This is a genomic window from Zhongshania aquatica (assembly GCF_027257955.1).
GTDB lineage: Bacteria > Pseudomonadota > Gammaproteobacteria > Pseudomonadales > Spongiibacteraceae > Spongiibacter > Spongiibacter aquatica.
In genome coordinates this window covers 78,693-104,403 of the sequence record NZ_JANZNQ010000004.1, presented here as the reverse complement: position 1 = coordinate 104,403, position 25,711 = coordinate 78,693, and the positions used below count along the sequence as shown (strand labels likewise).

Here is a 25,711-nt window from a genome sequence, read left to right as displayed (position 1 = left end):
TATCATTGTCAACCGTTATCGCAGTGATATCGGAAGACTCCGCCACACATTTCCGCTACCCTGTACCCCTTTTTCGCGACCCGAACACAGGTACCATCGATTCATGCTCGACAAAAATGCCCTGCAACAGCTAAGCCAGCTGAAAACCAAAATCATCGAAACCAAAGATCAAGGCGAAGGCGAAGTTCGCGGCAGCCAGCGTCGGTTCGGATTTGTTCGCCTTGACGACGGCCGCGACGTATTCCTTGCCCCCGACGATATGCAGCGGGTCTTCCCTGGGGATCGCGTAAAAATTACTGTACACACCGACGACAAAGGGAAATTCAAAGCAGAATTAGAAAAACTGTTAGAAAGCCCCCTAGACTGCTTTACTGGTCGCTATGTGGTGCGCGGACAAGGTCACTTTATCGAACCTGATTTACCTCGGTTTAATAAGCTATTATTCATTCCCCCATCGCAGCGCAAAAAATGCAGTGAAGGCGACTTCTTATACTGCCAAGTAGCACAACACCCGTTCAAAGACGGTAAATCCCAAGTCAAAGTATTAGAGAACATCGGTAGCCCAGAGAACGCGGGGATTGAAGGCAAGTACACCCAACGCAAATTTAAATTGCCTCGTGATTGGCCGAAAGACTGCAGCATTGGCGAAGATATCCGCGCCGAAGCTCGCTTAGATCTCCGCGACATTCCCTTTGTCACTATCGACTCAGCGGAAACCCGTGATATCGACGATGCTCTATGGGCGCAAGCCAACGACAATGGCTGGGAACTGCACGTAGCCGTTGCCGACCCCGGCGCATTCATCACCGCGGGCAGTCCGCTAGACTACGCGGCGCGTCAACGCGCGAACACAGTATACTTACCCGGTTTCACCCAAACCATGCTGCCAAATCCCATTTCCCAAGGCAGTTGTTCACTCATCGCCAATGAAGACCGCACCGCCATCGTATGTAGCGTACAGGTCAGTCATGACGGTGAAATCAGCGACATTCAGTTCAGCGAAGCACTTGTTCGGTCGCGCGCCAAACTCAGTTATAGCGACGTACACGCTCATCTTCACGGTGACATGGATTTAGACCAAGCCTGCCTGAGCGAGTTATATGCCGCTAGCTTGGCACTAAAAAAATATCGTCGCGAACACTACATCATCATGCCGGAACAGGCAGATTTCTACTTCCAGCTAAATGAACAGCGCAAGATAGAAAGCATTACAAAAATTGAGCGCAACGACGCGCACCGCCTAGTAGAAGAATGTATGCTCGCAGCTAATCGCAGCGCCGCACTTTGGCTAGCCGACTCACCCGCGCTATACGTTTGTCATGCAGGCCTTCGCGAAGATCGCTACGAAAATGTAAAAGCCGTACTGAACAAAGAAATCCCAAGTTTGACCGACTGCGACCTGAGCACACTAACTGGCTACAAAGCACTTATTAAGGCCAGCGAGAACAGCGAATCTACACTGCCACTGCGCAGTATCTTCGCCCGCATGCTACAGCCTGGCGACCTTAGCCTTGAACCGAAACCCCACTTCGGACTTGGTCTAGAACGCTACACAACGTTCACCTCGCCATTGCGTAAATACAGTGATTTACTGGTACAACGCTGTATTCGCGCCAAATTAAATAATGAAGTTCCGACACTGCCCAATGACGACGAGCTAGCGGTATTGCAAGAAACCATTCGCAACGGCCGCCAAGCCAGCAAGCAAATGGAACAATGGCTGCAATACCAGTATTTAGCGCGCAATACATCAGATACGGTTTACGACGCTCGCATTGCCCACGTGAACGGCGGCGGCTTTACCGTTGAACTGATTGATACGGGTATCAGCGGCTTCGTAGAAGCTCGCGCGATTCCGGAAAAATTGAGTTTCGATGCAGACACGCTGCGACTATATAACGACAAGCAGTCATTCCAGCTTGACCAACTGGTAAAAGTAAAAACATCTGAGCTAGACGACTTCCAACGCAAACTGATGTTTTTATTGGTTGCCTAGAAATCCAAGCAGATCGTTTTGGTCTTGCCAAGGCAATAAGTGCTAAAGATTTGATTCGGGGCTAGCTCAGCCCCGAATCAAATCGCAATTGCTTGCTAATTAAAGACCAGCGACTTTAACGGTTTAGCACATCGTCACGAACACTTTCTGCAATTTTCGCGACTTCGCCAATATCATCATTGCTCACACCAAGCTCAGCGAGTGTCGCCGCTAAATTTTCGACGACTGCATTAAAATGGCTGTCATCTATGCCCATCCCGGCGTGACCACTGCGCATATCTTTACCGGTATAGTCACTGGGACCGCCAAACACCATCGTTAAAAACAGCTTTTGCTTGCGAGCCTGCGCAAACATATCGATGTTTTCAAAGAATGATTTAATGCGATCATCAGCCATAATTTTGTCATAAAAAATATCTACTGCTTTATCTACCGCTGCCTCACCACCAATCCGCTCATACAATGTTGTCATGTTATTTGTCCTCAGCGCCATTAAGATGCAATTTAAATGCATCTTTAAAGCATGTATACTACCCGCATCTTTTAGGGAAACGCAAGCCTCTAACGATGAAACTTAGCAAACAGACTGATTACGCTTTTCGAACGCTAATCTACCTTGGGCACTTGCCCGAAGGTGAGCTCGCGACAATCCAACACATCTGCGATTTTTACCGCATTTCGTCTAATCATATCTCTAAGGTAGTCATGCAGTTAGTTCGTCTAGGCTACGTCGATGCCGTTCGTGGCAAGGGTGGCGGAATAAGACTGAGTTACCCCGCAGAGCAAATTGCGCTTGTTGAGATCGTGAGGCATTTTGAAACCACACTGCAGCCGATTAACTGCAGCGAACAACCCTGCCGTATTATTCGTGGCTGTAAATTAAAGGGGCTACTGGAAGGAGCGATTCAGGCCTTTTTAAGCGCCTTAACTGGATATAGCCTCGCCGATATTTTAGACGGTGAGACTCAAAAAATACTATTTATGGAAGGCTAAGCAAACTCAATAAAAGCTATAGACAGATAAAAGGCAAAACAACTAAGCAGAAACATCGACCTATCTTGTGATAGGTCGACCATTCAGGAAGTTTTATATACTTAGTAATCAGCGTGTTTAGGGGTTCTTGGAAATGGGATCGCATCACGGATATTATCCATTCCGGTAATGTAGTTCAGCAACCGTTCAAAACCCAAACCAAAGCCCGCATGCGCCACGGTGCCGTAGCGACGTAAATCTCGGTACCACTCCAAACCATTTAAACCCTGTTCGGCCATACGGCGTTCAAGCACATCTAAACGCTCCTCTCGCTGACTGCCGCCTATAATTTCGCCGATGCCCGGCGCGAGAACATCCATTGCAGCAACAGTTTTTTCATCATCATTCATCCGCATATAAAAGGCTTTTATGTCTTTAGGATAATTAGTGACGATAAGTGGGCCACCAACATGTTCCTCGCAGAGGAAGCGTTCGTGCTCTGACTGCATATCTAAGCCCCAGCGCACGGGATACTCAAACTTTTTACCGGATTTTTCGAGAATCTTAATCGCGTCGCTATAATCCATGCGCTCAAAACTCGTCGTCGCTACTTTCTGCAGACGCACCAGAACGCCGTCATCCACATACTGATTAAAGAAGGCGAGATCGTCTTCGCAATGCTCCAACACCTCAGAGAGAAGATAGCGCAAAAAGTCTTCAGCAAGCGCCGCGTCATCGTCTAAGTTAGCGAAGGCAATTTCAGGCTCGACCATCCAAAACTCGGCAAGGTGGCGACTAGTATTTGAGTTTTCTGCCCGAAAGGTCGGCCCGAAGGTGTAGACCTTCGACATTGCCAAACAATAAGCCTCGGCATTGAGCTGACCAGACACAGTAAGAAAGGCTTCTTTACCAAAGAAGTCTTCCCTGAAGTCGATACCGCCATTTTCAGTGTGGGGCAAATTCATTAAATCTAGAGTACTAACACGGAACATCTCACCCGCGCCTTCACAATCGCTCGCTGTGATCAGCGGCGAATTAATCCACTGGAAACCGCGCTCATAAAAGTAGCGATGCACCGCATTCGCCAGCACAGTCCGCACCCGCGTGATGGCGCCAAAGGTGTTCGTTCGTGGCCGGAGGTGGGCCACTGTGCGTAAATATTCAAAGCTATGGCGTTTCTTGGCTATAGGATAAGTATCTGGATCATCAACCCAGCCACAAACATCAATTTGTTTGGCCTGTATCTCTACGTTTTGTCCCTTACCCTGAGACGCGACCAGTTCGCCACTGACGATCACCGAGCAGCCCGCAGTTAATTTCAAAATATCAGCATCGTAATTTGCAAGCTCGCCGGGCGCGACAACCTGTATTGCCGACTGCGCCGAGCCATCGTGCACCGCTAAAAAAGAAAATCCCCCCTTTGAATCCCGTCGGCTACGAATCCATCCCTTTACCGTTACCTCGCATCCCGGTTCACGCTGTCCAGCCAATAAGGCTTTTATCGATACCACAGACATATGTTCTCCAAAAATTCAGGCTAATGACGCATTATATGCGCGCAACTCGTATAGCAATAGTTATTCCAAAGGTGCGCGTTTAAATATGCCATTGCACCTTCCTTAATAGTAGCTAAGATAAACTAACAACCACTACACAACATAATTGGCGGTGAAATTTATATGCAAGCAGAGAACTTTGTCGCCCACCGCGGCTGGCGTAAACACTACCCCGAAAACACCCTCATTGCATTTGAAAAAGCCATAGAAGCGGGCGCGGTTAATATCGAGCTCGATATTCAGCTAAGCGCCGACGGAGTACCTTTTGTATTTCACGACGCGAGTTTAATGCGCATGTGTCAGCGCGAGGGACTGATATGGGAGCATAACGCAGCAGAACTCGACTCCTTTTATGCTAGCGAAAGTTATCGTCTTGGTGACGCATTCCTTCGCAACCCCATGTGCCGCCTTAGTGATATTGTGACTCTATTGGAAGCACACCCCAAGGTGAATGCTTATGTGGAAATTAAAGAGGAAAGTCTGAGCCAATTTGGCGAGCAGATAGTCGTAGACGCCGTTATAAACACCTTAAGATCTGTGGCATCTCGATGCATTTTGATTAGCTTTGAGCTAAATGCACTTCACCTTGCGCTCCACGAAGGCTGGAAACGCTTTGGCGCCGTCTTTGATGTATGGCCTGATTGGCAATCTACCGCATTAGTTGAATTAAAACCTGAAGTCATTTTTTGCGACCGCAACTGCGTACCCGTCGACGCCGACTTTACGACATTGCCATGGCCAATACTCATTTATGAAGTCGGCAGCAAAGTAGAGGCCGAAACGTGGTTTACTCGCGGGGCCGCTGCCGTAGAAAGCTTCTTAATTGGCGAGCTACTCGCCGAGTTCTCGTTAGATACCTAGTATTTTTCTTTGAAGGGCATCACTATTCGGCGGTTCATTTCTGTTATTACAACAATTTAACCCGCAAGCCATCATTAACCCCACTTAACAGTTGTTTAAACATTCGGTAATAGACCCGCTAAGTCCTTGTTTTTATTCTCCGCACTACCTGTCCAAATAGTTAAAAATACGGTCCAAAACGCCATTTCACATTCACTATGTCACAGCGCGTGTAACCCAATTATTTCTTGCTTCTTCGTATACTGACACCGTCATCAAGACACACACAAAACTTATAGACGGAGCAACATCATGACTCAACTACAACAAGCAATCCAAAACCACGATACTAATACTATTGGTGAACTTGCCGCCAAATACAGCCTTATCGCGATCGTCGCTGTCGGCATCGCATCATGCTTTATTGGTCTACTTTAATTTATCCACTGAGAGGATTTAAAAATGAACACGCACACTAGTAGCGCGTGCACTATTAGCGATATTGCTCAACAGAGCGCAAAACTGAGTCTGATCTCCATCGTTTTCACAGGCTTATTTTATTGTATTGCAACACTCTTCTGAGTTAACCACTTATCCATCACCACACTCAGATATGAAGTAAAATTTGCCGCCAAGCATCGGCGGCAAATCCCTTTCTCGCCCGCTAATAAATTTAATGCATTCCGCATACGAAAATATAGCTCATCGTCTACGCCCTACTATGGCAGTGTATTGCAAGACACGCGGTCACAACGCACACTAGCCAGCATAAATAAACCTACGGATTTGAGATAATGACGGCCCTTCATCAGTCTAGCTACATTCTATTTAGCACAAAAAAGCGCAACGGCAGCTTCGTAGCGACTCCTGTTTGGTGCGCTGGCGACAACAAAACCCTCTATATTTTTTCTGCGGGTGAAGCAGGTAAGGTGAAACGCGTTCGCAATTTTAGCGAATGTAAAATTTCACCATGCACAGTTACCGGCAAACCCTTGGGTGATGCTGTTGATGGAAACGCATATTTAATTGATGCAAAAGAAAGCGAGGATGCACACCGCCTACTCGTCAAGAAATATGGTTTTCAAATGCGACTACTAGATATTACCTCCGCGCTAAGCGGTCGCAAGAAAAAACGTGCATTTATTAAGATCGAACTGACCTAAATAGTCTAGCCGCTATGTCAGTCAGGTCATTGACCCACAAAGGCGCTTCACTTAGCGTAGACATTTTGACCTAGCAGCGGAGTTTTACAATGCGCAACCTAAACCAATGGCTCGACGAATATAATGATTCGCACCAACATCCAGGCAACAAGCGTATTCATTATTGGTGCGTACCTGCGATTGCGGTATGTACCGTTGCACTCCTGTGGCTAGTACAGATTCCCGCCACACAGGTCAACTTAGGTCAAGTTATTCTCATAGGCGCCATGTTTTTTTATGGTTACTTATCGGGAAGATTGGCTCTGGGAATGCTGCCATTTGTCATCCTTCTCGCGGCTGGGATTATGGCTTACCAAAGTTATGTCGCATTTCCGCTATGGATACCCGCCGCGGTAATTTGGATCATCGCATGGATTTTTCAATTTATTGGCCATAAAGAAGAAGCGCAAAAACCCTCCTTCTTTACTGATATATTATTTTTATTAATCGGGCCTCTTTGGATCTTGGGCGCACTATACGACAAGCTCGGTATACGCTTTCGCAAGAACTAAACTACTGCGGCAGTCGGCACAGCAGATGCACATAACGACCCAAAGCCCAAAAGGGTTCCTCTGCGCCGTACTGCCACTCTAAAGCCTGCACATCGTCCAAACTTCGCTCCGCCCTCACCGCCCTCGGCATCAAATCATAGACTAGGCGAATTCCGCGCTTAGCAACAATTTCCACACCAGCCTGCTGCAGCAATTCCATAATTAACTGGGGCTGTCGCGGCGATGGCGGGGTTAAGCCACCGGGGTGACCGGCAAAATCTCGGTCGCGCAGCTTGTAAAGATTCCCCTTCGCCATATTACTCAAAACAAGCGCATTAAGGTTATAGAACATCAGCGACAAATGCGCACCGGGCCGCATCCCGGCAACTAAAGCGGCAACCACCTTTTCAGGATCAGCCACCCATTCAAGTACCGCATGGCAGAGCACCAGATCGAAGGACTGCAGGGATTCAGGTTCTGCAGTAATCGCTTGAATAGCGTCGTGGCGAATATCGACATTTTGCGCCAGGCCTTTATTTTCAATGTCGCGGCGAGCCACATCCAACATATCAGCCGAAATATCATTGAGCAGCACAGAATGCCCGAGTTCCGCTAAGCTGATACTCATTTGCCCTAGGCCGCCGCCCGCATCCCATACCGACATACACCGGCCGCTATTTAGCTCTGGCAATTTATCGACTAGCTCGCGCCAACACAGCGCCAGACGCAACTCTCCCTTGGCATTGCCGTATATATTCTTTTGAAATCGCTCGGCGATACCGTCAAAGTTTCGATCTGTCATTGATCAGCCCTGTGGCTATATATGGAGGTCATATAAATGGAACAACTTAAAGGGCTGCAGCTTAAGTAAGCCAAGGGAAAAGCTCAATGCAAAAAAAAACCAGAGCTTTCGCTCTGGCTTCTTAAAATTTCGACATCCTATGTCGCATTCATTCCGTTGAATGCTTACGTCTTCCTGACAGGACCTATTATGGGCCCTTACTAGGGAAGTAAAAGCAGACAACAGCAGCACGCTACGTGAGATATATCTCACAAGTCAACGCACCCAGCCTGCTTACGCATCTAGGTCAGGTATTAACTCGTCTTTTAACCACTGTATTTCATCCTTGATACGCAACTTCTCTTTTTTAAGCCGCTGCAGCAACAACTGGTTTTGATATGGGTTCAAAGCCAGTTCTGTTATTTCCGTATCCAGAGCACGATGACGAATTTGTAAAAGCAATATGCGTGCACTTATGGAGGGGATTCTGTCCATTTTTAAACGAAATTCCTATACGGGATTTACGAAGTCTAGCACCACTTTTTACGCTGCAAGACTGGAACACACAAGCCCAAGGGCATATAGGAGTAAAGAATACTGATCTTTTTAGTCAATGGCGATTGATTACTTACGCCATTGTCGATCTCGAGGGCGTCCGCAATACTGATCAGGTCAACTCATGGCGTCGTGTGTTCCGCGCCACAATAAGTCAGAGGCCCGAAATGTATACCGAAATTTGTAAGAAGCTCGGCATTGAATATCCCATTTTCGCATTCACGCATTGTCGCGATGTCGTAGTCGCCGTCAGTAAAGCCGGTGGTATCGGCGTACTAGGTGCGGTTGGATTCTCACCGGAAGAACTGAAAGCTGAATTAGATTGGATTGATGAACACATTGGTGACCTTCCCTACGGTGTGGATATCGTTATTCCGCAAAAATACGAAGGCATGGGCGATATGAGCCCAGAAGACCTTGAAAAGGAATTGTGGAAAATGGTCCCACAGGAGCATATCGATTTCGCCCAAAAACTATTGGCCGATGCCGGTGTTCCGGAATGGCCAGACGGCACCAACAGTATGGGCCTATTGGGCTGGACGGAAGCGACCGCGACACCGCTACTGATGGAAGCACTAACCCGCCCCAAATGTAAGTTAATCGCCAACGCGCTGGGCACACCGCCTGCCGACAAAGTCAAAATGATACAAGATAGCGGTCGACTTGTTGGTGCACTATGTGGTCGAGTTAAACAGGCTAAGGCTCATAAAGAAGCTGGACTGGACTTTATCGTCGCGCAAGGTGGTGAAGGTGGTGGACATGCCGGCGATGTTGGCTCGGTAGTATTGTGGCCCCAAGCTGTCGCCGCGGCAGCGCCAGTTCCTGTTCTCGCCGCAGGCGGTATAGGTAATGGTCAGCAAATGCTTGCTGCAATGAGTATGGGTTGCGCCGGAGTGTGGACCGGATCACTGTGGCTGACAGTAGAAGAAGCTCACGCCGAACCTGCGCAGAAAGAATCGCTACTTAAAGCATCTAGCGAAGACACTGTTCGTTCACGCTCCTGGACAGGTAAAACCTGCCGGATGCTGAAAAACGAGTGGACTGAAGCATGGGATCGTGCAGATTCACCTAGCCCGCTAGGCATGCCGCTGCAAGGGCTAGTTAGTGGCGATGGTATTCGTCGCACAGCCCGCTATGCCTCAGTAGGCGACTGCCAAAAAGTTGCATTCAACCCAGTTGGCCAAGTCGTTGGTCAAATCAACCACGTTGAATCTACCCGTGCAGTCATCTTCCGCTTGGTTACTGAATATGTAGATGCCTTAGAGCGCTTAAACAGCCTCATGCCAGACGAGGCGTAAAACGACAGCGACTCCAGCGTGTAAATCGCTGGAGTCGCTACTCTAAGCTCGCTCAGCTAATACCCGCTCTACCGTATCGACAATAACCTGAGTTTGTCGATCAACCTCAATGTTTACCCGATCACCAACCCGTTTCTCAGCAAAAGTAGTCACCCGCAATGTTTCGGGAATTAAGCACACGGAGAACTCCGCTTCGTCGCGCTTATAATCCGCAACGGTCAAGCTACAGCCACTTACGCCGATAAAGCCTTTCTTGAATACGTATTTACTTAAATTTGACGGCAAACGGAAACGAAGCGTGCAATTATTCTCAGACTCTTCAATAGCAATAATTTCAGCGCGACCATCTACATGGCCCGAAATGTTATGACCACCAATTTCTGCACCTTGTTTAGCAGATCGCTCTACATTGACCCGGTCACCTTCGCTCAAATCGCCCAACGTGGTCAGGGACAAAGTTTCTTGCATAGCGTCAAACGAAACACGGCCGCCATCAATGCTCGTCACCGTCATACATACACCATCTAACCCGACGCTTGCACCAATCGTTAAGTCTTCTAATAGCACAGGCGGTAAATCAATATAAAGCTGATGCAGTCCGGGCTTTCTTACCACTGAGGCAAGCGGAAAAGCACCGTGCACAATCCCCGTATACATAAAAACAATCTCTCATAAAGTGACAAGAGTGTAACAGCTCTTGAAGCGCCACAATCAATACTGCATTATGCAGCCATTGTGCATAATAACGAAGGATTTGAGGTTTATGATAACGCTTTTAAAAATCGGGCAACTCGGTATCTGGATTGCCTTTGTCGTAAATTTTTTCTATCCCTTACTTGGTGAAAACAGCCATTGGCTAACATGGGGCGGTCTCGCTATATTTGTTGCACACATACTAGAGTGCATCGTCTTTCGCAAAGACATTCACCGCGAATACACAAATCCCGCCGAAGGCTATATTGTCGTTTTACTGTTTGGCGTGCTCCGCACTGGCGAATGGATTGGCAAAAAATCTAAATCCACGTCCTGAGTTGCACCCGCAGCATTAGCTTATAAAGCGCGGCCATAGCACCTTGGCACGAGAGCTGCTAGGATTAGTTTTTCCCAGCAACACATCGTCAGGGCGGAGCAATGAAGCGGGTAATTTTTAATCAAAAAGGCGGCGTCGGTAAAACAAGCATCAGCTGCAACCTCGCAGCCATAAGCGCGTGGAAAGGTTTTAAAACCCTGCTGATCGATCTCGATATTCAGGGAAATAGCAGTGAATATTTAATTGGTCCGCAATTTCGCGACCTCGAAGACAACGCCGCAGACTTCTTTAAGCAAAAGCTCTCCTTATTCGGAAAAAGCAAAGAAGCAAGTGATTGTATTTACGAAACCGAATTTGAAAATTTGTATTTGATGCCCGCCCACCCCGAGCTTGCGGTGATTGAGCGCGAATTAGAATCACGCCACAAAATTTACAAGCTCCGCGACGCGCTAACTAAGCTAGAAGCAGAGTATGAGCATATCTACATAGATACGCCTCCCGCCCTAAATTTTTATAGCAGGTCGGCACTGATTGCCGCTGATTCATTGGTCATTCCTTTCGACTGCGATAGCTTCTCTCAGGGCGCATTGCTGGGCTTATTGGAAACCGTTGACGAAATTCGCGAAGATCACAACGAAGGGCTAAAGCTGGAAGGTATTGTTGTTAATCAATTCCAAGCACAAGCTAGCTTGCCAACGCAATTGATTGAAAGTATGAAAGCCGAAGGTCTACCAATATTCGAACAATATTTAAGCAGCTCGGTGAAAATGAAAGAGTCACGCAGTAAACAAATTCCGCTGATTTACTATGCTCCCTCACACAAGCTAACCCAGCAGCTAGTCAGCCTTCACGACAGTCTCGACAATAGTAAAAAAGGGAGTTCAGCTAAGCGCGCTTAAACTTACGCGGCAGGACAGCGAGCCTGCCACGAATGACTCTAGCCACTAGGGTGCCGAGCCTCCCAGCCCAACTTTACCCACCTTGTTAATGGTGATATCACCCAAGCCAAAATTAGTCACTGCCGCAGTCAGACTGAGTTTGTAATCTAGGTCAGATTGCATATTGCCTAAAATCTTACTCAGCACACCCAATCCACTCAGTAAATTAACCTCAACAGGAATAACGAGCTGAGTCTGACCATTCGCTGGCAAACTAATCGCTTCGTTTAAGCTACCGCCCGCCAAAGACTGCCCTTGCAACTCCAAGGTGTATCTCAAACGACCAAGATTAACGGCAAAAGCGTTAGGATTATCTAGCTGTAAACCAACCAACAGCTTTTGTTGAAAACCGTTACCCGGCGCCATTTTAATATTTGTAATGGCCGCCCGCGGTTTTTCAATAGGGTTAAATGCGGCGCAGGCACCGAGCAATGTCACCGCAACAAAAATTAATATTGGTCGAATAGCATTTTGTATCATTACTGGCACCTCAAACTAACCCACATGATTTTCAGACAAAAAAAGGGCGCCATTGATGACGCCCTTTTGTGTTTCTAAGTACAGATATTACTGAGTAGGTAACATCTCAATTTCAACACGGCGGTTCTGTTCACGGCCTGATGCAGTGCTGTTGTCACCAATTGGATCACGAGGGCCATAACCGGTAGTACGGATACGGCTTGCAGCAACACCCTGATTCATAAAGTAGCGACCTACACTACCTGCACGCTGCTCAGACAAGGATTGGTTTGTTTGGAAGCTACCAGTAGAGTCAGTATAACCATTGATTTGCATCAACGTTTTATCAAACTCTTTAGCAACCAAAACAACACTGTCTAACACATCGGTGAACCCACCTTTAATCGAAGCGCTGCCTGTGTCAAAGGTAATGTTACCCGGCATGATTAATTTGATTGTGTCACCAACGCGCTGAACACCAACCCCAGTTCCCTCAAGGCGTGCGCGCAGTTTCGCTTCTTGACGGTCCATGTAATAACCATAGCCACCACCGGCAGCCGCACCAACTACTGCACCCTGCAAGGCACCTTTTTTACGGTCTTTTTTACTTGATACCGCAGCACCTAAAACCGCGCCGCCCAATGCACCCCAGCCGGCACCTTTAGCAGTATTACTGGTTTTCTCTTCGCCGGTATACGGATCGATACTACAGGCCGTCGCGAAAATTGCGGCCATAAGCACAACTGCCCAACGGCTAACATTAATAGACATTTTCATTGGTGAACCCCCTCGTTCGTCATCTTTCTTTGCGTCCTGAATCAATCATGACACAGCTTACATCAAAAAAAACATGCCAATATTCACAGCATTAAATCATTAGCGCGCTTTCAGTAGTCATACTTAGTACTTGCCGAGTATGACAGCCGGAGCCTTAGACTAGTTCATTATTCTAGGTGCGCGCCACTCTCCATTGCCATCTGCGTCGATATAAATAGGGTTACTTAGGGCTAGCGGCGCCAAATCTGGCATCAGCGCACGATACACCGCACTAGGTTGCCCACTCACCTCTACCACTACGTAAGAGTCCTCGCTAGCGATGATTTCAATCACCTTATGGTCGCCCACAGCCACCTTCAACTGTCGGTAGATCTCACCGTTAACCCAAAGGGTAAGAGTATCAACCGTCACCCAGGGCGCTGCGTCAATCTGTACATGCAGTTCGCCACGCCGCCCTGAAAATGTATCTCCCATTCCCACCTCTGAGTAGGCATCGCGGAGCGTAACTGCTAGCAGTGGACCAGTAGTCGCAAAGCTATGACCCGCTCTTACTGCATCGACAAATGCGCCCTCATCTAAAGGCAGCTGCTTGTTAGAATTTGGAACATAAACATAGTTTCGCGGTGCAGCAACAACGCTGCGAAGTCCATGCGAGTCGCTATTACCCGTCGCAGCGCGTCGAGCGCCTTGATTCAGCAGAGAAAACCAGTCGTCACGAATTTGAGAATACACCGCAAACTCAGCGCCATTAAGTACTTCTATCACGTCGAAATCAATATCTCGAAAACCAGAGACAGGATCTGGTGCCAATAAACTCTTGTTATTAAAACTCTCTAAAGACTGCATCGGATCATAGCGTTTACCCACCGAAAGATGATCAAAAAAAGCCAAGTCCGCATCAATTGGATTTGCGGCGCGGGGGTGATTCAATTGAAATATTGCATTGGGGGATTGCTCGCGCACACCTGCGATGACCTCACGCAATGCCCGATCTTCCACCTGAGGACTGCCACCAGCAAACTCCATCGGCTTCGCCGTTAAAGGAAAGGCGTTGCTATGCCCAACGGTGGTGAGTGCTTTAGCAGTTCTCGACATACCCGTTAACTCACTACCAGTAACGACCTGTACCTTGCCTTCCAAGCCCAAGGCAGCCACTCGGCTGCGCTGATCAATCAAGCGATTATGCTCGCTGGCAACTAAAACCTCCGCGCCCTGCGCCACGAAGCTTCTCAGGCGTTCGTCAAAGGGCAATATTGAATCAAAACTTGCCCCACTGTGTACGTGTAAATCGGCGGAGTGCCAATCGCCACCATACCAAATGCGTTTTGGAGAAACGATCGGTAGCTGACTTGTCTTACCCGCCACAACAGTAAGTAAATATTCTTTTACATCGAACTCTAGACCGCGGGCAGTCAGAACTCGGTACTGGCCTGGGGGTAAATCAATTGCTTCCAAGTCTGAATCAACACCCGCCAGATCGATGCGATTGCGACGCATCATACCGGGCAGCGACACACCCTGCTCGGTGAAGCCAAGTAAATCATTACCAAACTCCGGTGTTGCAGTGTCACCAAAACCAAAGAAATAGAGACTCATTGGCACGCCACGGGGCAAAGTTAGGGTGCCATTCTTCCTGAAAACCCAGCGACCGCTATCATTGCGCGCATCAGCCAGTGACAACTCCCTAGTAATCTTCTGCCCCCAGGGCGCGGTCGCCTGCATTTTTACCCACTGAACATGTTTCGGCAGACGGATATTAAAGCTTCCATCCGCCGCGACACGACTCTGGGTAACAGGGCGATCATCTTGATCCCACACGGCCACAGACACATCAACATTGTTCACGTAGCCACGCAGCTGCGGGCCGGTATAAATCTGGTCGGTCACCGTGGCAACGTCAGCACGATCGCCAAGTAAGACTTTAAATTTGGCCAGCATCCGCTCGCCTTTTTCCAAATCCATAAACTGGTTTTGCAACAAAGATAGCCAAGTTAAGCGCTCACTTTGAAACCACAACGGACGAGTCATCCAACCATGCAAGCTATAGTCAGGAAATACCGCCAAAAAACGCGGCAGCGGCTGACGACTCCCATTTGCCTTAATCAACTCGGCAGAAGCCAACTGCACCCCGTAACTAATCGCGGTATCGTAGGTATCGGCACCCACTAAAATATTCCAATCGCTGGGCAGCATCCCTTCTAATAAAGAAGACACCTTATTGCGATCTATCGCGGGATGCTTAAATCCCAAGGTTGCATCAGGGATATAGCTAGACAAACTAAAGGGAGTTAACGCGCGCTGAGAATACAGGGTAAATAATCCGCTCATTTGCACGGCGCGGCCGTCACCGATACGCTCGATCTGCACGTCGATATCGAGAGACTCGCCACCTTCAAACAAACGGTACGTCACCGTTTGGCGAATACCATCGCTTTCACCCACAGTGATAATATCCGCGTGCCCACCATCGATAAGCGCACTGATTTTTGATGCAGGTATCGCGGTTTCTTTCGCCAAGCCGGTAAGAATATTGGCATAGGTCCACTGATCGTCACCGCGCTCGCAATGCCCCACATCTATAAGCGTACCACCACCGGCAACAATACCTGCGTGATGATTAATGCCACTTACAGCTATACAGATTTTCCCATTAGTCAGCCACCAATCGCCAAGCCCGGCAATGCTATCGGGACCGCCTCGCGGAAAGCTGTCAAAGCTTGCAGACTGAATTTGCTCAGCGCGGAGTAACGACGGAGGAGGAGGCGCCTCCTCCACGGGCAAAAATTCCTCCACAGCAGCTAGGCCATCGTCCGTAGGCGTTTCAGTTTTAGCGATAGCACCCATGCAAAGCGCTAAACCTAAAGGCAAGCACAACATCCGTGTCCATTTGTGCATCACTGCTATCACCCGATTTACGCCGCCATGACAAACAAAGAGATGCAGGCACCAAGGCCGACAATAAACACCAAAGAACGAAGCGCATCCTTATTTGCGATGTAAAAAATGGGGTACAAAACCCGTGCGACGATAAACACCTCAGCGGCTATCGCGGACTTAGCTGGGTCGACACCCGCCAAATGCGCAATCACCACCGCCGCAGTAAATACCGGCAAGGCTTCCCAGGCATTTTGCTGGGCGGCAAAAGCGCGCGCGCCGGGCCCTTCGAGCTGCGCATACTGCGCGCGAGGATGTTTATTATCTATCTTACCGAACTGTTTGCCACGAAAATACCCGCATACCCATGCCGTCATATTAGGCAGTAAACATGCTATCAAGACACACCAAAAAGCCACTGTCATCGGTTCTCTTCCTTATCGAATTATTATTAATTTAGCCAATACTCGCGCCGCCCACGGCAACACTATAGATGGTGGCTTTACTGCACTCAGCAATATAACTGGCCATCGTTTCCGCAGATAGACCTGGGACTCAATTCTGGAAATTTAAATTTACTTTGGCGCGTAGTCTACACTGACCTCAGAGATTTCTTTAGGGTAGGTACTTATTAAGTAGTCACGAGCCTCCTGCCGATGTAACTCACTCAAGGCAAATTGCGATTCAAAGAAGGAAAAGACCGCCAGTGTAGTCAGCCATTGCTGACGAATCGGATTCATTGCCGGCGGCAAGGGGTCCATCGTGCACAAATCGCTTTGCAACACTGGCAAAATTCCCTCTTCAGGCCCACCTAAAGCACTAGCCCAAGATTCGTCAGCGGTCTTCTCAAGTCCACGGGTCACCATAGAGCAACCCAACAAATCCGCATTATCTAACCAGCGCAAATAGCGCCCTGGCGCCGCGAACCCGGTATGCGACGCCTTGTCCATGGTCACTAATATCGCTCCCTTAACATTGGGCAAAATGGTTGCGGCATTAGTCTTGTAATCAATCATTGCATCAATGGGCGACGCAATCATCATGAATGGAATATCCCTATGCCCGTAAAATGCAGGCCCAAATACAAATACTGGCCCGGCAATAGACACAGCAGCAGAAATTCGTAAATCTGCCTCACGAGGATGAAATGCCGCCAAGGTCGAGGTCATACCACCCAATGACAAACCCATAACGCCAATACGCCGCTCATCAATCTGATCATAAAACTGATGACTGGGATCTGCGTCCCAAGACACGAACTGATCTATTAAAAAACTGATATCGGCAGGTTGATTGACCACATCCTTCACAAGCGGCCCGCCCGGCGCTTGCATATTTGTCAGTGGATAATCCATGGCGGCAACAATGTAACCATGACTGGCAAAATGTTCGGCAAGGTAGCTACCGCCGGTTCGCGAAGACATAAAACCATGGCTATAAATAAGCAAGGGCGCCGCCCCAACCAGACCCTCGGGATACCATATACGCGTCTCTAAACGGCGCTCATTACTACCTTCAAAATCGCCATTCTTCTGAGTGGGCCGAGTATCATCCACAAGCTCAACGTCAAAATAGGTAACGTCGTAAATGCCCCGTTCCAGCCACTGGCTACTTTGCGAGTCTGCTGGCAAAGGCTCAGGCAAATTGCCAAATTTAAGATACACACCCACAGCAATAATCAGTACGAAGAGTGATAGTAGTATTTTTTTAAACATAGCGATCTCATGCCATTAACAAAGACGTGCTCTAACTTATCAAGGCTGCTAACAGGACTCCACCCTAAACACCTAATCAAGCAATAAATAGCAAAATAAAACCCTGCCGCTAATCAGCGGAGAGTGGAGCGCGCAAAAAAAAAGCCCCAACTAAGGGGCTTTAAACAGGTCAAGATAAGAACTGCGCTGAAAATTAGTGTTCTACAAACGCTCGCTCGATCACGAAATGTCCGTACTGACCGCCTCGGGTTTCCTGAAAACCTGCTGCGCTTAGGAGGCCGCACGTATCTTTCAGCATGCTGGGGCTACCGCAAATCATAAAGCGATCGTCATCTGTGTTCAGCGCCGGTAAGCCTACGTCAGCCATCAACTTGCCGCTGCGAATTAAATCCGTCAGACGGCCCTGATTTGCAAATTTTTCTCGGGTAACGGTGGGGTAGTAAACCAATTTATCCCGCACGATATCGCCAAAATATTCCTGCTCAGGCAAGTGATTGCGAATAAAGTCTTGGTAAGCCAGCTCGCTCTCATAACGAACGCCGTGAACCAGCACTATTTTCTCAAACTTCTCATACACTTCGGGATCTTTAATAATACTCATAAACGGCGCCAGTCCAGTGCCGGTACTGAGAAGGTACAAGTTTTTGCCGGGTAGTAAATTGTCAGCGACTAGCGTACCCGTTGGCTTGCGGCTGATTAAAATCTCATCACCCACTTTAATTTGCTGCAATTTTGACGTAAGCGGACCATCGGCTACTTTTATGCTGAAGAACTCAAGTTCCTCCTCATAATTTGCACTCACAATGCTATATGCGCGCATCAGGTTTCTTTCACCCTGCTTTAGACCAATCATGGTGAAGTGGCCATTTTCAAAACGAAATGACGGATCGCGGCTAGTCTTAAAACTGAATAGCGTGTCATTCCAGTGATGGACGCTGGTAACTCGCTCAGAAATTATATTGCTCATTGCAAACTCCTCTTCCGTATTGGCGCCAAAGCCGCGCCTCTCATCTTGCTTGCCAACACTGTACGGGAAGATTATGCTATCGGCAAAATGACTAATTATGATTTTTCATATCGGTTTTGCGAATATGCACTATACCTTGCGACAACTTGAAGTTTTTCTTGCCGCCGCCCACACCGAGAACATCACTCGCGCGGCGGAACAGCTCTCTATGTCACAATCAGCCGCCTCCAGTGCCTTAAAAGACCTTGAGCAGCAATTTTCCATACAGCTATTCGATCGAATAGGAAAACGACTACAAATCAATGAATTAGGCCGCGCGCTGCGCCCTCAGGCCGAGGCTCTGCTAGACCAAGCGCGGGCATTAGAACAGGGGTTCCGCCGCCACGACCAAGTCGGCGAATTGAACGTGGGCGCAACCCTCACCATTGGCAATTACCTCGCGGTAGACATCATGGCGGAGTTCATCAACCGCCACCCTGCGGCAAAAGTGCAGTTAAATGTGGCGAATACCGCCATGATTAGCCAACAGGTCTTAAATTTTGACTTGGACATTGGCCTAATTGAAGGCGAGTTACATCACCCAGATTTAGAAGTCACGCGTTGGCGTGAAGATGAACTGCAGATTTTTTGCAGCGCGAAACATCCGCTAGCCACTAAAAAGAATCTGACGGACGCAGACTTATTGGCCGCTCAATGGATACTGCGCGAAGGCGGCTCAGGTACTCGCCAAGCCTTCGATCGCGCAATTCACGAACTTCTACCCGAGCTCAATATTCGTCTTGAGTTGCAGCACACCGAAGCAATTAAACGCGCAGTCGAAACCGGACTAGGGATTGGCTGCCTATCAACCTTGTCATTACAAACAGCCTTCGACAGCGGCCGCTTGGTGCCGCTCACCGCAGCCAACCGCGATTTTAAACGCTACTTCTATTTCATTCTGCACCGCCAAAAATACCGCAGCGAAGGCATATTGCGCTGGCTCGAACTGTGCAAAAACAGCTAGGTAGGCCGCGCCTTAGTGTGAGCGTACATCTGGCGCTGACGTGTAGTGGCGCAAGACGCTTTGATTAAGAGTGCGCACATCGGGGCTAAATACCAGCTTTCGCGATGCCCCCCCTAATACGACAATCTCATTGTCTGACAATGCGCGCCCGGAAAATAAAAGTGCATTCAGATAGCCCGGCGCGGTTTCAAAACTGTTATCAGTGAACAACAAGGCAAACTCATCCAGCGCCCACCGCTGCCCCACATCCCCGGCGGTTTTTTCACCGACCAACTCGCCGTCAATAAAGACTTTAAACGTGCCACCCGCGCCGTCTTCTATTGGCGCCGCATAAAAGACGAAAGCCACCCGATGCCAGCTCTCGGCGGGTAAACTACCAAAATACCCCGAGCCCGATGTTGCCACGCCGACACCACCCGCAACGGCCTTTTCAACAAATATGTCAGCATCATCGCTATTATTTAGTGAGGTCTGCAGTAGGGCGCGCCACTGATTGTCGCTGGCTGCTGGCCAATACAAATCCATGACTACCGTATAATCTGAGACCAAGCCGAGTTCAGCAAATGCGCCATTGGCCAAGCCATTGTGTCGTAAAACTAAACCCTCATCTGGTCGGTAATCATCAAACGCCAACACCCCTGATGCACCATCTGGAAGATCGCTAATACCAAGCTCCGTAGTACTGACGAACCGAGTTACTGCGGCACTACTAGCATTTGCCTCGGGATCAAAAAAAGATAATTGCGCTGGCCCAAAGTCTGCTGCAAATGGCTGATCCGAATCATCAAATTGCCACACCGTAGTTTGCGTTTTTGGACTACAGGCGATAAGCGCCTTGTCAGTATCAATATGTAAACACTGACTTGTACGATATCGCGCGTACTGATCCAGGGCATACCACGTTTCAGATAAGGACGAGACGCTAAGATTACTTTGCTCATTAAATGTTAGCGGAAAAAATAGCGCTAGATTGAGTGCCGGCCCTTTTTGTAATACCAGCTTATAGATTTTGGTTGCCTGCAGTGGCGATGGTAATTTTGCAAACCATCCTGTCTGCTCAGCCGCCATTTGCTCTAACTGCGCGCCGCTTACCGACACCGCATACATGGCATTAAAACCCGGCGTATTCGAAGGCTGACGCTCTACCTGATAACTATTGATAAAATCTTCCTGGCTCAAACTTCCCGGCAACCAAAGCGCAGTCACCTGAGCCGGGTCTAATAATGCAGCATTTACACCGTGAACATGCATCGCTGCTTCTGCAGCAATTCGGGCAATATCCCGTTGATCCGGAAAATTCTCAGACACGGCAATTTCGGTCTCAGCATCGGGGGCGTAAAGCCCCATGATCTCGTCTATGCTTGCCGCTGTATTCGCATCCGCCGTTAATACATCATTGCTTGCGTAGGTTTTGTAATCGACATCGGTAAGAACCTTGTCACTGAGCCGAAACACCAGCTTTAGGTCTGTATAGCCTCTACCATAAAATTCAGGCTGAACAATCATCGTTCCGTTATCAAGGGTTTCAAAACTTTCGCCGCCATGGGTATGACCGCCCAACACTAAGTCTACGCCACTCACTTTTGCAGCGAGGTCTTCATCAGGCCCAAGCCCCATGTGGCTTAACATAACCATGTAATCCACATCACCGCGATATCGACCGACAATAGACTGGGCCACAGACTGCCAGGACCAATTCATAGAGAAATCAGCAATAAAGTCAGGGATAGGCGCCGACTCTACTGGCTCATCCAATTCATTCCAAGGCACCGACGTCATACCAAAAAAGCCAATTTTGATACAACCTACATTCACCGTCGCAAAATCAACAGCGGCAAATTCACCGCTGCTACCGGTGTACCAGGTATTGCTGGCCAACACTACCGCACTGTCATCTTGCGAGTATTCGAGTAGCTGTTCTGGCCCCCACGCATAATCATGATTACCCACCACGCGCACATCAAATGCCATCGCCTTCGTTGCAGCAATGGTAGCTGAACCGGAAGAAAGCTGCTCAGCAACAGTGCCTTTCTCGAAATCATCGCCGCCATTAGTAAATACGGTATAGGGTTCTTCTCTTAGGGCTTGGAGATGCGCCGCCTTGATACGGCTGTAGAGCTGCTCCCGGTAACCAAATCGAGAATGCAAATCCGCAACATGAATAAATCGAACCGACTGTTCCGTACCGCCAGCCTCGCAATCGGGGCCAATCGTTTTATCAGCGATACGAGGCTCACGACGCAAAACTGCGTAGATGCCAAAGCGGCTTATCGACGCCGTTACTGTATCACCAAGCCGCATTGACGAGGCGATACCCTGCCACCGCCCATCAATCAACTCGGCCAAATAAAGGCTGTCGCTATCGTTAACCGTTGCGGGAACGATCAGGCTTAAGCTCGCGGCTTTAGAAAGACTTAAATTTGTGGGAGAGAATTCATAGACTGCAGAAACCAGCCTACTTGCATCAGGTAAGTCTGCACCCTGAAGGACAGCGACACTGACTGGCGTATCCTCAACGACTGCATCACCCGGAATAAATAGCCTTCCACCCTGCTCCGCTAAATTAAGCTCTAGACCGTCCACAACGGAGATAAAATCGCTGCCATTTTCAGTCGGGTATGGCGAATCAGAAAGTCCACCTGAGCCACTATGACCACAGCCCGCAAGTCCAAGTGAGGCCACACAGAATAAAAAACCAAAAATGTTCGTTCGCATTAGCCGCTCAAATATCCATATTAATAGTCGCCAACAATGCTCTAGTATTTTAAATAGCTACGCAACTTTTACTAGTCTTAGGCACAATGAGTAAGGCAAGTAACGCCGCCGCAAACATGGTTATAGTCATCGGCCACATCTTGTCACTCAGAAATAACGTCGACGCTGCACTAATCACACCGCCAATCAAATACTGCGCGCTGCCCAACAAGGCCGACGCAATACCGCTGTGGTTGGGAAAGAATTGCAGCGCACAGGCCTGAGAGTTCCCCATCACTCCGCCCAGTGAGCCAATACTCAACATAATTAGTGGCACCACCACCCATAATGAGGGTGAAAAGCCACTAATCAAAATCAAGCCAAACGTAGCACAACATTGCAAAATTAATGCCTTCGACACAATTCGCGCTGCGGGAACGGTATTTAATAATTTATTATTCACGCGATTGGCGACAGCCAGGGTCACCACGTTCGCCGCAAACAACATAGAGAATTGCGTTTCGGTTGCGCCAAATTGATCAATATATACCAGTGCTGCATTGGCCAAAAAGGTAATCATTACACCGAAGGCCAAACCCTGTGACGCGAGATAACGCATAGCAGTCGCGTTACTTAACACAAAGCGATAGCGTGCCACCAAACTTTCCCGCGCGGGCGCCGAATCTGATGCCGACGGCTTACTCTCACCTTTAATAAAAGCAGCTACCATAATGCTAACCAAGACGGCATATCCCGCCAGCACAAAAAAGACCATTCGCCAGCCGCTAACACTATATAAAAAAGTACCAATACTGGGCGCAACTGCCGGTGCAATAATAGTGATCAACATAATTTGCGAGAACAATTTCGCTGTCGCCTGACCTTCGGTATGGTCTCGAATAATTGCCGGCACCACGACCGAAGCGAAACCGCCACCCAGCGCCTGCATAAACCGGGCAGCCCAAAGCATGTTGATTGAATCCGTGAAGGCAATACATAAACTTGCTAGCGCAAAAACCGCCAAACCAAAAAACAGCACAGGCCGCCTACCAAGATAGTCGCTGATTGGCCCACCGAAAAACTGCCCAAAGCTTAGACCTAAAATATAAAGACTGACAGTAATGGCAACATTTTGAACAGGCACCGCCAACTCCCCTGCAATGACAGGAATCGTCGGCAAATACATATCAATGGCGAGTGGTGACAGCGTAAAAATGAGCGCCAAGGAAATAATTAACCGCATAGGCGGCAGAACGGGGGGCATAATGACTTCCGGAATTTATCTTTCCGGCAAGATAATAGTTGGATTTTATCTTTCCAGCAAGATAAAATCCAACTATTCACCAAAGTGAAGGTGCCATTATTCGCACGCAAAACAAGTCACGAGACTGACTATGGATGACAAACGTACCACCGTCGATGAATTGCGTCGCCAGCAATTAGATAATTGGCCTGAAATGTATGAAGCAGCAGAACCCACAGTACTAAGAATATTGAGGGCGAGTGACGTATTCATGAAACAGACCACCGCCGAACTACAGAACTATAAGCTGTCCCGTGCAGAGTTTGATGCATTGGCAACGCTGCGACGGCAAAGTAGCCCGCACCGCATTACACCAACAGAATTATGTAAAGCCTTGTTGATCAGCTCCGGTGGCCTGACTAAATTATTGCATCGCCTTGAATCTGCCAAGCTCATCAGCCGACCGGCCAGTCCCGAAGATGGACGAAGTTTATTGGTTCAACTTAGTTCAAAAGGAAAAGAATTAATTGAAACACTTGTCGCCCCGATGGGACAGTTGCACGCAAACCGAATGCGCAATTTAAGCGCAAATGAGCGAGCACATTTAGATCGATTATTGAAAAAGATGATGGCCGACAGCGAAAGCTGACGGCCTGAATTAGAAGATTCCGTTTAATATGTCCAGCGCAGGCGCCAGAAGAAATCACTTTCCAAAGAATCTAAACGCGCCTCATCTACAACGTCATCCATCAATGGCGCCGCTGCAAGCAACTCCGTTTCAAAGCCGTAACCCAGACTTAAATTAAAACGAATACCCGCATCCGCCAATACCTGATCCGAGCCCAGTTCGCCAGACACACCATTGAAACTCGTGGCGCCGTATTCCGCAAAAATTGAGGCTTCTAATGGCATACCCCACAATCGCCTTTTGGCAGTGATCGCAAGATGCACTAAATAACCATTGTCGCCAATCAACACCCCTGGCAAATAAGCACTAAGACTGTTCATCCCACCTAAAACATATTGCTGCTGCTGCGGTAGCTGGGTGTCATCAGCAAACTGTCCGTCTAAATTCAAGGCAAATTCGTAATGTGGTGCCAAGGCAAATTTATATCCAAGCTTTGGCAATAACATTATAAAATCCGCCGAGCGTTGGCCTATGCCGACACCATCGCTAGCATCACTTTCTAGACTACCGCCGTCGCCAAAGCCACCCCTTACCGATACTTGCGCCTTAAAATACGACGGTGCATCGGCCAGCGCACCGCGCATAGAGTACTTAGCACCTAACTCAACCGTTTGGTAGGACTCGTCTAGCAAAGGCAAGGACTGCAGGTCAGACTGAATCTCTGAATCCACAACCTCAATGCGCTCAAACATAGACCAGCGACGAACGGGATTACTGTAGAGCACCTGCTCACCAGAAAGCGTTGCTATATCTATTTCAGCGTCGAGATTCACCACTGTTGCACCACTAGCTGGCGTGCAACTGATCAGCGGTGGCAAACACAAGCCGCCGCCTCCCGCAGAAGCAAACGTCGGCTGACGCTGATACTCGATACGAGTAAAATCTAAACCATATAAACCAAAGGTAAACGGATGCTCAATACTAAAATCCAGCTGCTGATAGCCATCGCCATCACCCGCCTCACCCAAGTCTTCAAATATTGTTTTATACGCTAGGCTAGCCTCGGTGCCCGTTCCAAAACGATGACGCACCCCGGCCAAGCCAAAATAACGACCGAGGAATCGACTGCCCTTATTATTCATTTCCACTACAACATCGGTCGCATTGTGATCGACCACCGGCACTTCCCGAAAATCAAGAATCACCTGATCATCATAGTGCTGCTCATAGGCAATGCTATACGCCAAGCCCGCTCGCTTGGCGTGTAAATCTGCCAATACCCGCGCGCGATCAAACTCCGCCAAACTTAAATCTGGATCCCCTACAAGACCATCAAAATGTGCCGTGATTGCTGGGTTACCCCGCATGCCCTTAACCGTAGCCTGACTAACCAATACCGTAACCGTATCATCCACTCGGAAGTAACTAACCCCAACCAGTAAATGCCCCGCGTTATAGTAACGCCGAGTTAGGGCAGTAATTGCCGCAGAAGGTGTTTCTGCTGCCGACAATATCGTCGTAATTTGCTCTGGCGATAAATACTGATTGCCCACTACACGCATGGTAATCCCCGCCACCACCGCGGTGATTGCCTCAGCATTTTTTTGCGTAGCGGCCTCTATTTGACTATGCGTTGCCAGTTGGGGTGGCATGACGGGTGGCAGGTCAATTGCCATTCATTTTCTCCTGATG

Annotated in this window: 25 protein-coding genes; 11 read left to right on the top strand and 14 right to left on the bottom strand. The window is 48.5% G+C overall.

What is annotated here, in order from left to right; all coding sequences use genetic code 11:
- Nucleotides 1–103: 103 nt before the first annotated feature.
- The gene (locus O9X78_RS05235) at nt 104–1,996 is read left to right on the top strand and encodes a VacB/RNase II family 3'-5' exoribonuclease (protein WP_269618562.1); all 1,893 of its coding nucleotides are present in this window, start codon (nt 104–106) and stop codon (nt 1,994–1,996) included.
- A 115-nt stretch (nt 1,997–2,111) separates the two neighbouring features.
- Here O9X78_RS05235 and O9X78_RS05230 read toward each other — a convergent pair whose 3' ends face one another.
- The gene (locus O9X78_RS05230) at nt 2,112–2,468 is read right to left on the bottom strand and encodes a group I truncated hemoglobin (RefSeq protein WP_269618561.1); all 357 of its coding nucleotides are present in this window, start codon (nt 2,466–2,468) and stop codon (nt 2,112–2,114) included.
- A 95-nt stretch (nt 2,469–2,563) separates the two neighbouring features.
- Between O9X78_RS05230 and O9X78_RS05225 the strand changes: the two genes are divergently transcribed.
- Entirely contained in the window at nt 2,564–2,989 is a 426-nt protein-coding gene (locus O9X78_RS05225) for an Rrf2 family transcriptional regulator (RefSeq protein ID WP_269618560.1), read from the top strand.
- Between the two features lie 101 nt (nt 2,990–3,090).
- Here O9X78_RS05225 and asnS read toward each other — a convergent pair whose 3' ends face one another.
- On the bottom strand, nt 3,091–4,485 hold the full coding sequence (gene asnS / locus O9X78_RS05220) for an asparagine--tRNA ligase (RefSeq protein ID WP_269618559.1): 1,395 nt from the start codon (nt 4,483–4,485) through the stop codon (nt 3,091–3,093).
- Between the two features lie 162 nt (nt 4,486–4,647).
- Here asnS and O9X78_RS05215 point away from each other — a divergent pair, with 162 nt between their 5' ends.
- The 4 genes from O9X78_RS05215 to O9X78_RS05200 all read left to right on the top strand — a co-directional run bounded on the left by O9X78_RS05215 (nt 4,648) and on the right by O9X78_RS05200 (nt 7,078).
- Nucleotides 4,648–5,385, top strand: a complete 738-nt coding sequence (locus O9X78_RS05215) for a glycerophosphodiester phosphodiesterase family protein (protein ID WP_269618558.1) — start codon at nt 4,648–4,650, stop codon at nt 5,383–5,385.
- A 291-nt stretch (nt 5,386–5,676) separates the two neighbouring features.
- Nucleotides 5,677–5,802 (top strand): hypothetical protein, encoded by a 126-nt coding sequence (locus O9X78_RS05210; RefSeq protein WP_269618557.1) that lies wholly within the window; start codon nt 5,677–5,679, stop codon nt 5,800–5,802.
- A 356-nt stretch (nt 5,803–6,158) separates the two neighbouring features.
- The gene (locus O9X78_RS05205; protein ID WP_269618556.1) at nt 6,159–6,527 is read left to right on the top strand and encodes a PPOX class F420-dependent oxidoreductase; all 369 of its coding nucleotides are present in this window, start codon (nt 6,159–6,161) and stop codon (nt 6,525–6,527) included.
- Between the two features lie 89 nt (nt 6,528–6,616).
- Nucleotides 6,617–7,078 carry an Mpo1 family 2-hydroxy fatty acid dioxygenase gene (locus O9X78_RS05200; RefSeq protein ID WP_269618555.1) on the top strand — a complete coding sequence of 154 codons (462 nt, stop codon included), beginning with the start codon at nt 6,617–6,619 and terminating at the stop codon, nt 7,076–7,078.
- Nucleotide 7,079: 1 nt separating this feature from the next.
- Here the strand turns inward: O9X78_RS05200 and O9X78_RS05195 are convergent, their stop codons facing one another.
- Nucleotides 7,080–7,859, bottom strand: a complete 780-nt coding sequence (locus O9X78_RS05195; RefSeq protein WP_269618554.1) for a methyltransferase — start codon at nt 7,857–7,859, stop codon at nt 7,080–7,082.
- A 273-nt stretch (nt 7,860–8,132) separates the two neighbouring features.
- On the bottom strand, nt 8,133–8,333 hold the full coding sequence (locus O9X78_RS05190) for a YdcH family protein (protein ID WP_269618553.1): 201 nt from the start codon (nt 8,331–8,333) through the stop codon (nt 8,133–8,135).
- A 227-nt stretch (nt 8,334–8,560) separates the two neighbouring features.
- Here O9X78_RS05190 and O9X78_RS05185 point away from each other — a divergent pair, with 227 nt between their 5' ends.
- Nucleotides 8,561–9,691, top strand: coding sequence for a nitronate monooxygenase (locus O9X78_RS05185; protein WP_269618552.1), 1,131 nt, complete (start codon nt 8,561–8,563; stop codon nt 9,689–9,691).
- Between the two features lie 42 nt (nt 9,692–9,733).
- On the opposite strand, the gene O9X78_RS05180 is transcribed toward O9X78_RS05185, so the two are convergent.
- Nucleotides 9,734–10,348: a riboflavin synthase subunit alpha gene (locus O9X78_RS05180; RefSeq protein ID WP_269618551.1), complete on the bottom strand. Its 615-nt coding sequence runs from the start codon at nt 10,346–10,348 to the stop codon at nt 9,734–9,736.
- Between the two features lie 106 nt (nt 10,349–10,454).
- Here O9X78_RS05180 and O9X78_RS05175 point away from each other — a divergent pair, with 106 nt between their 5' ends.
- Complete coding sequence (locus tag O9X78_RS05175) at nt 10,455–10,721, top strand: DUF1145 domain-containing protein (protein WP_269618550.1); 267 nt, start codon at nt 10,455–10,457, stop codon at nt 10,719–10,721.
- A 101-nt stretch (nt 10,722–10,822) separates the two neighbouring features.
- Nucleotides 10,823–11,620, top strand: coding sequence for a ParA family protein (locus tag O9X78_RS05170; protein ID WP_269618549.1), 798 nt, complete (start codon nt 10,823–10,825; stop codon nt 11,618–11,620).
- 45 nt (nt 11,621–11,665) lie between these two features.
- Here O9X78_RS05170 and O9X78_RS05165 read toward each other — a convergent pair whose 3' ends face one another.
- The 6 genes from O9X78_RS05165 to O9X78_RS05140 all read right to left on the bottom strand — a co-directional run bounded on the left by O9X78_RS05165 (nt 11,666) and on the right by O9X78_RS05140 (nt 18,451).
- A complete protein-coding gene (locus tag O9X78_RS05165; protein ID WP_269618548.1) occupies nt 11,666–12,139 on the bottom strand; it encodes an LEA/WHy family protein in 474 nt (157 codons plus the stop codon).
- A gap of 87 nt (nt 12,140–12,226) precedes the next feature.
- A complete protein-coding gene (locus O9X78_RS05160; RefSeq protein WP_269618547.1) occupies nt 12,227–12,895 on the bottom strand; it encodes a YiaD family glycine zipper/OmpA-like lipoprotein in 669 nt (222 codons plus the stop codon).
- Nucleotides 12,896–13,054: 159 nt separating this feature from the next.
- Nucleotides 13,055–15,790, bottom strand: coding sequence for a CehA/McbA family metallohydrolase (locus tag O9X78_RS05155; protein ID WP_269618738.1), 2,736 nt, complete (start codon nt 15,788–15,790; stop codon nt 13,055–13,057).
- 17 nt (nt 15,791–15,807) lie between these two features.
- Entirely contained in the window at nt 15,808–16,194 is a 387-nt protein-coding gene (locus tag O9X78_RS05150) for an MAPEG family protein (RefSeq protein ID WP_269618546.1), read from the bottom strand.
- A 150-nt stretch (nt 16,195–16,344) separates the two neighbouring features.
- Nucleotides 16,345–17,484 (bottom strand): alpha/beta hydrolase family protein, encoded by a 1,140-nt coding sequence (locus tag O9X78_RS05145; RefSeq protein WP_269618545.1) that lies wholly within the window; start codon nt 17,482–17,484, stop codon nt 16,345–16,347.
- 193 nt (nt 17,485–17,677) lie between these two features.
- On the bottom strand, nt 17,678–18,451 hold the full coding sequence (locus O9X78_RS05140; protein ID WP_269618544.1) for a ferredoxin--NADP reductase: 774 nt from the start codon (nt 18,449–18,451) through the stop codon (nt 17,678–17,680).
- A gap of 124 nt (nt 18,452–18,575) precedes the next feature.
- On the opposite strand from O9X78_RS05140, the gene O9X78_RS05135 reads away from it, so the two are divergent.
- Nucleotides 18,576–19,454 (top strand): LysR family transcriptional regulator, encoded by an 879-nt coding sequence (locus tag O9X78_RS05135; protein WP_269618737.1) that lies wholly within the window; start codon nt 18,576–18,578, stop codon nt 19,452–19,454.
- A gap of 12 nt (nt 19,455–19,466) precedes the next feature.
- On the opposite strand, the gene O9X78_RS05130 is transcribed toward O9X78_RS05135, so the two are convergent.
- Together O9X78_RS05130 and O9X78_RS05125 are read right to left on the bottom strand one after the other, a co-directional pair.
- Complete coding sequence (locus O9X78_RS05130) at nt 19,467–22,169, bottom strand: metallophosphoesterase (protein ID WP_269618543.1); 2,703 nt, start codon at nt 22,167–22,169, stop codon at nt 19,467–19,469.
- A gap of 49 nt (nt 22,170–22,218) precedes the next feature.
- Nucleotides 22,219–23,412: a multidrug effflux MFS transporter gene (locus O9X78_RS05125; protein ID WP_269618542.1), complete on the bottom strand. Its 1,194-nt coding sequence runs from the start codon at nt 23,410–23,412 to the stop codon at nt 22,219–22,221.
- Nucleotides 23,413–23,542: 130 nt separating this feature from the next.
- Here O9X78_RS05125 and O9X78_RS05120 point away from each other — a divergent pair, with 130 nt between their 5' ends.
- A complete protein-coding gene (locus O9X78_RS05120) occupies nt 23,543–24,040 on the top strand; it encodes a MarR family winged helix-turn-helix transcriptional regulator (RefSeq protein ID WP_269618541.1) in 498 nt (165 codons plus the stop codon).
- A gap of 23 nt (nt 24,041–24,063) precedes the next feature.
- Here O9X78_RS05120 and O9X78_RS05115 read toward each other — a convergent pair whose 3' ends face one another.
- Nucleotides 24,064–25,695 (bottom strand): ShlB/FhaC/HecB family protein, encoded by a 1,632-nt coding sequence (locus tag O9X78_RS05115; protein ID WP_269618540.1) that lies wholly within the window; start codon nt 25,693–25,695, stop codon nt 24,064–24,066.
- Nucleotides 25,696–25,711 lie beyond the last annotated feature (16 nt).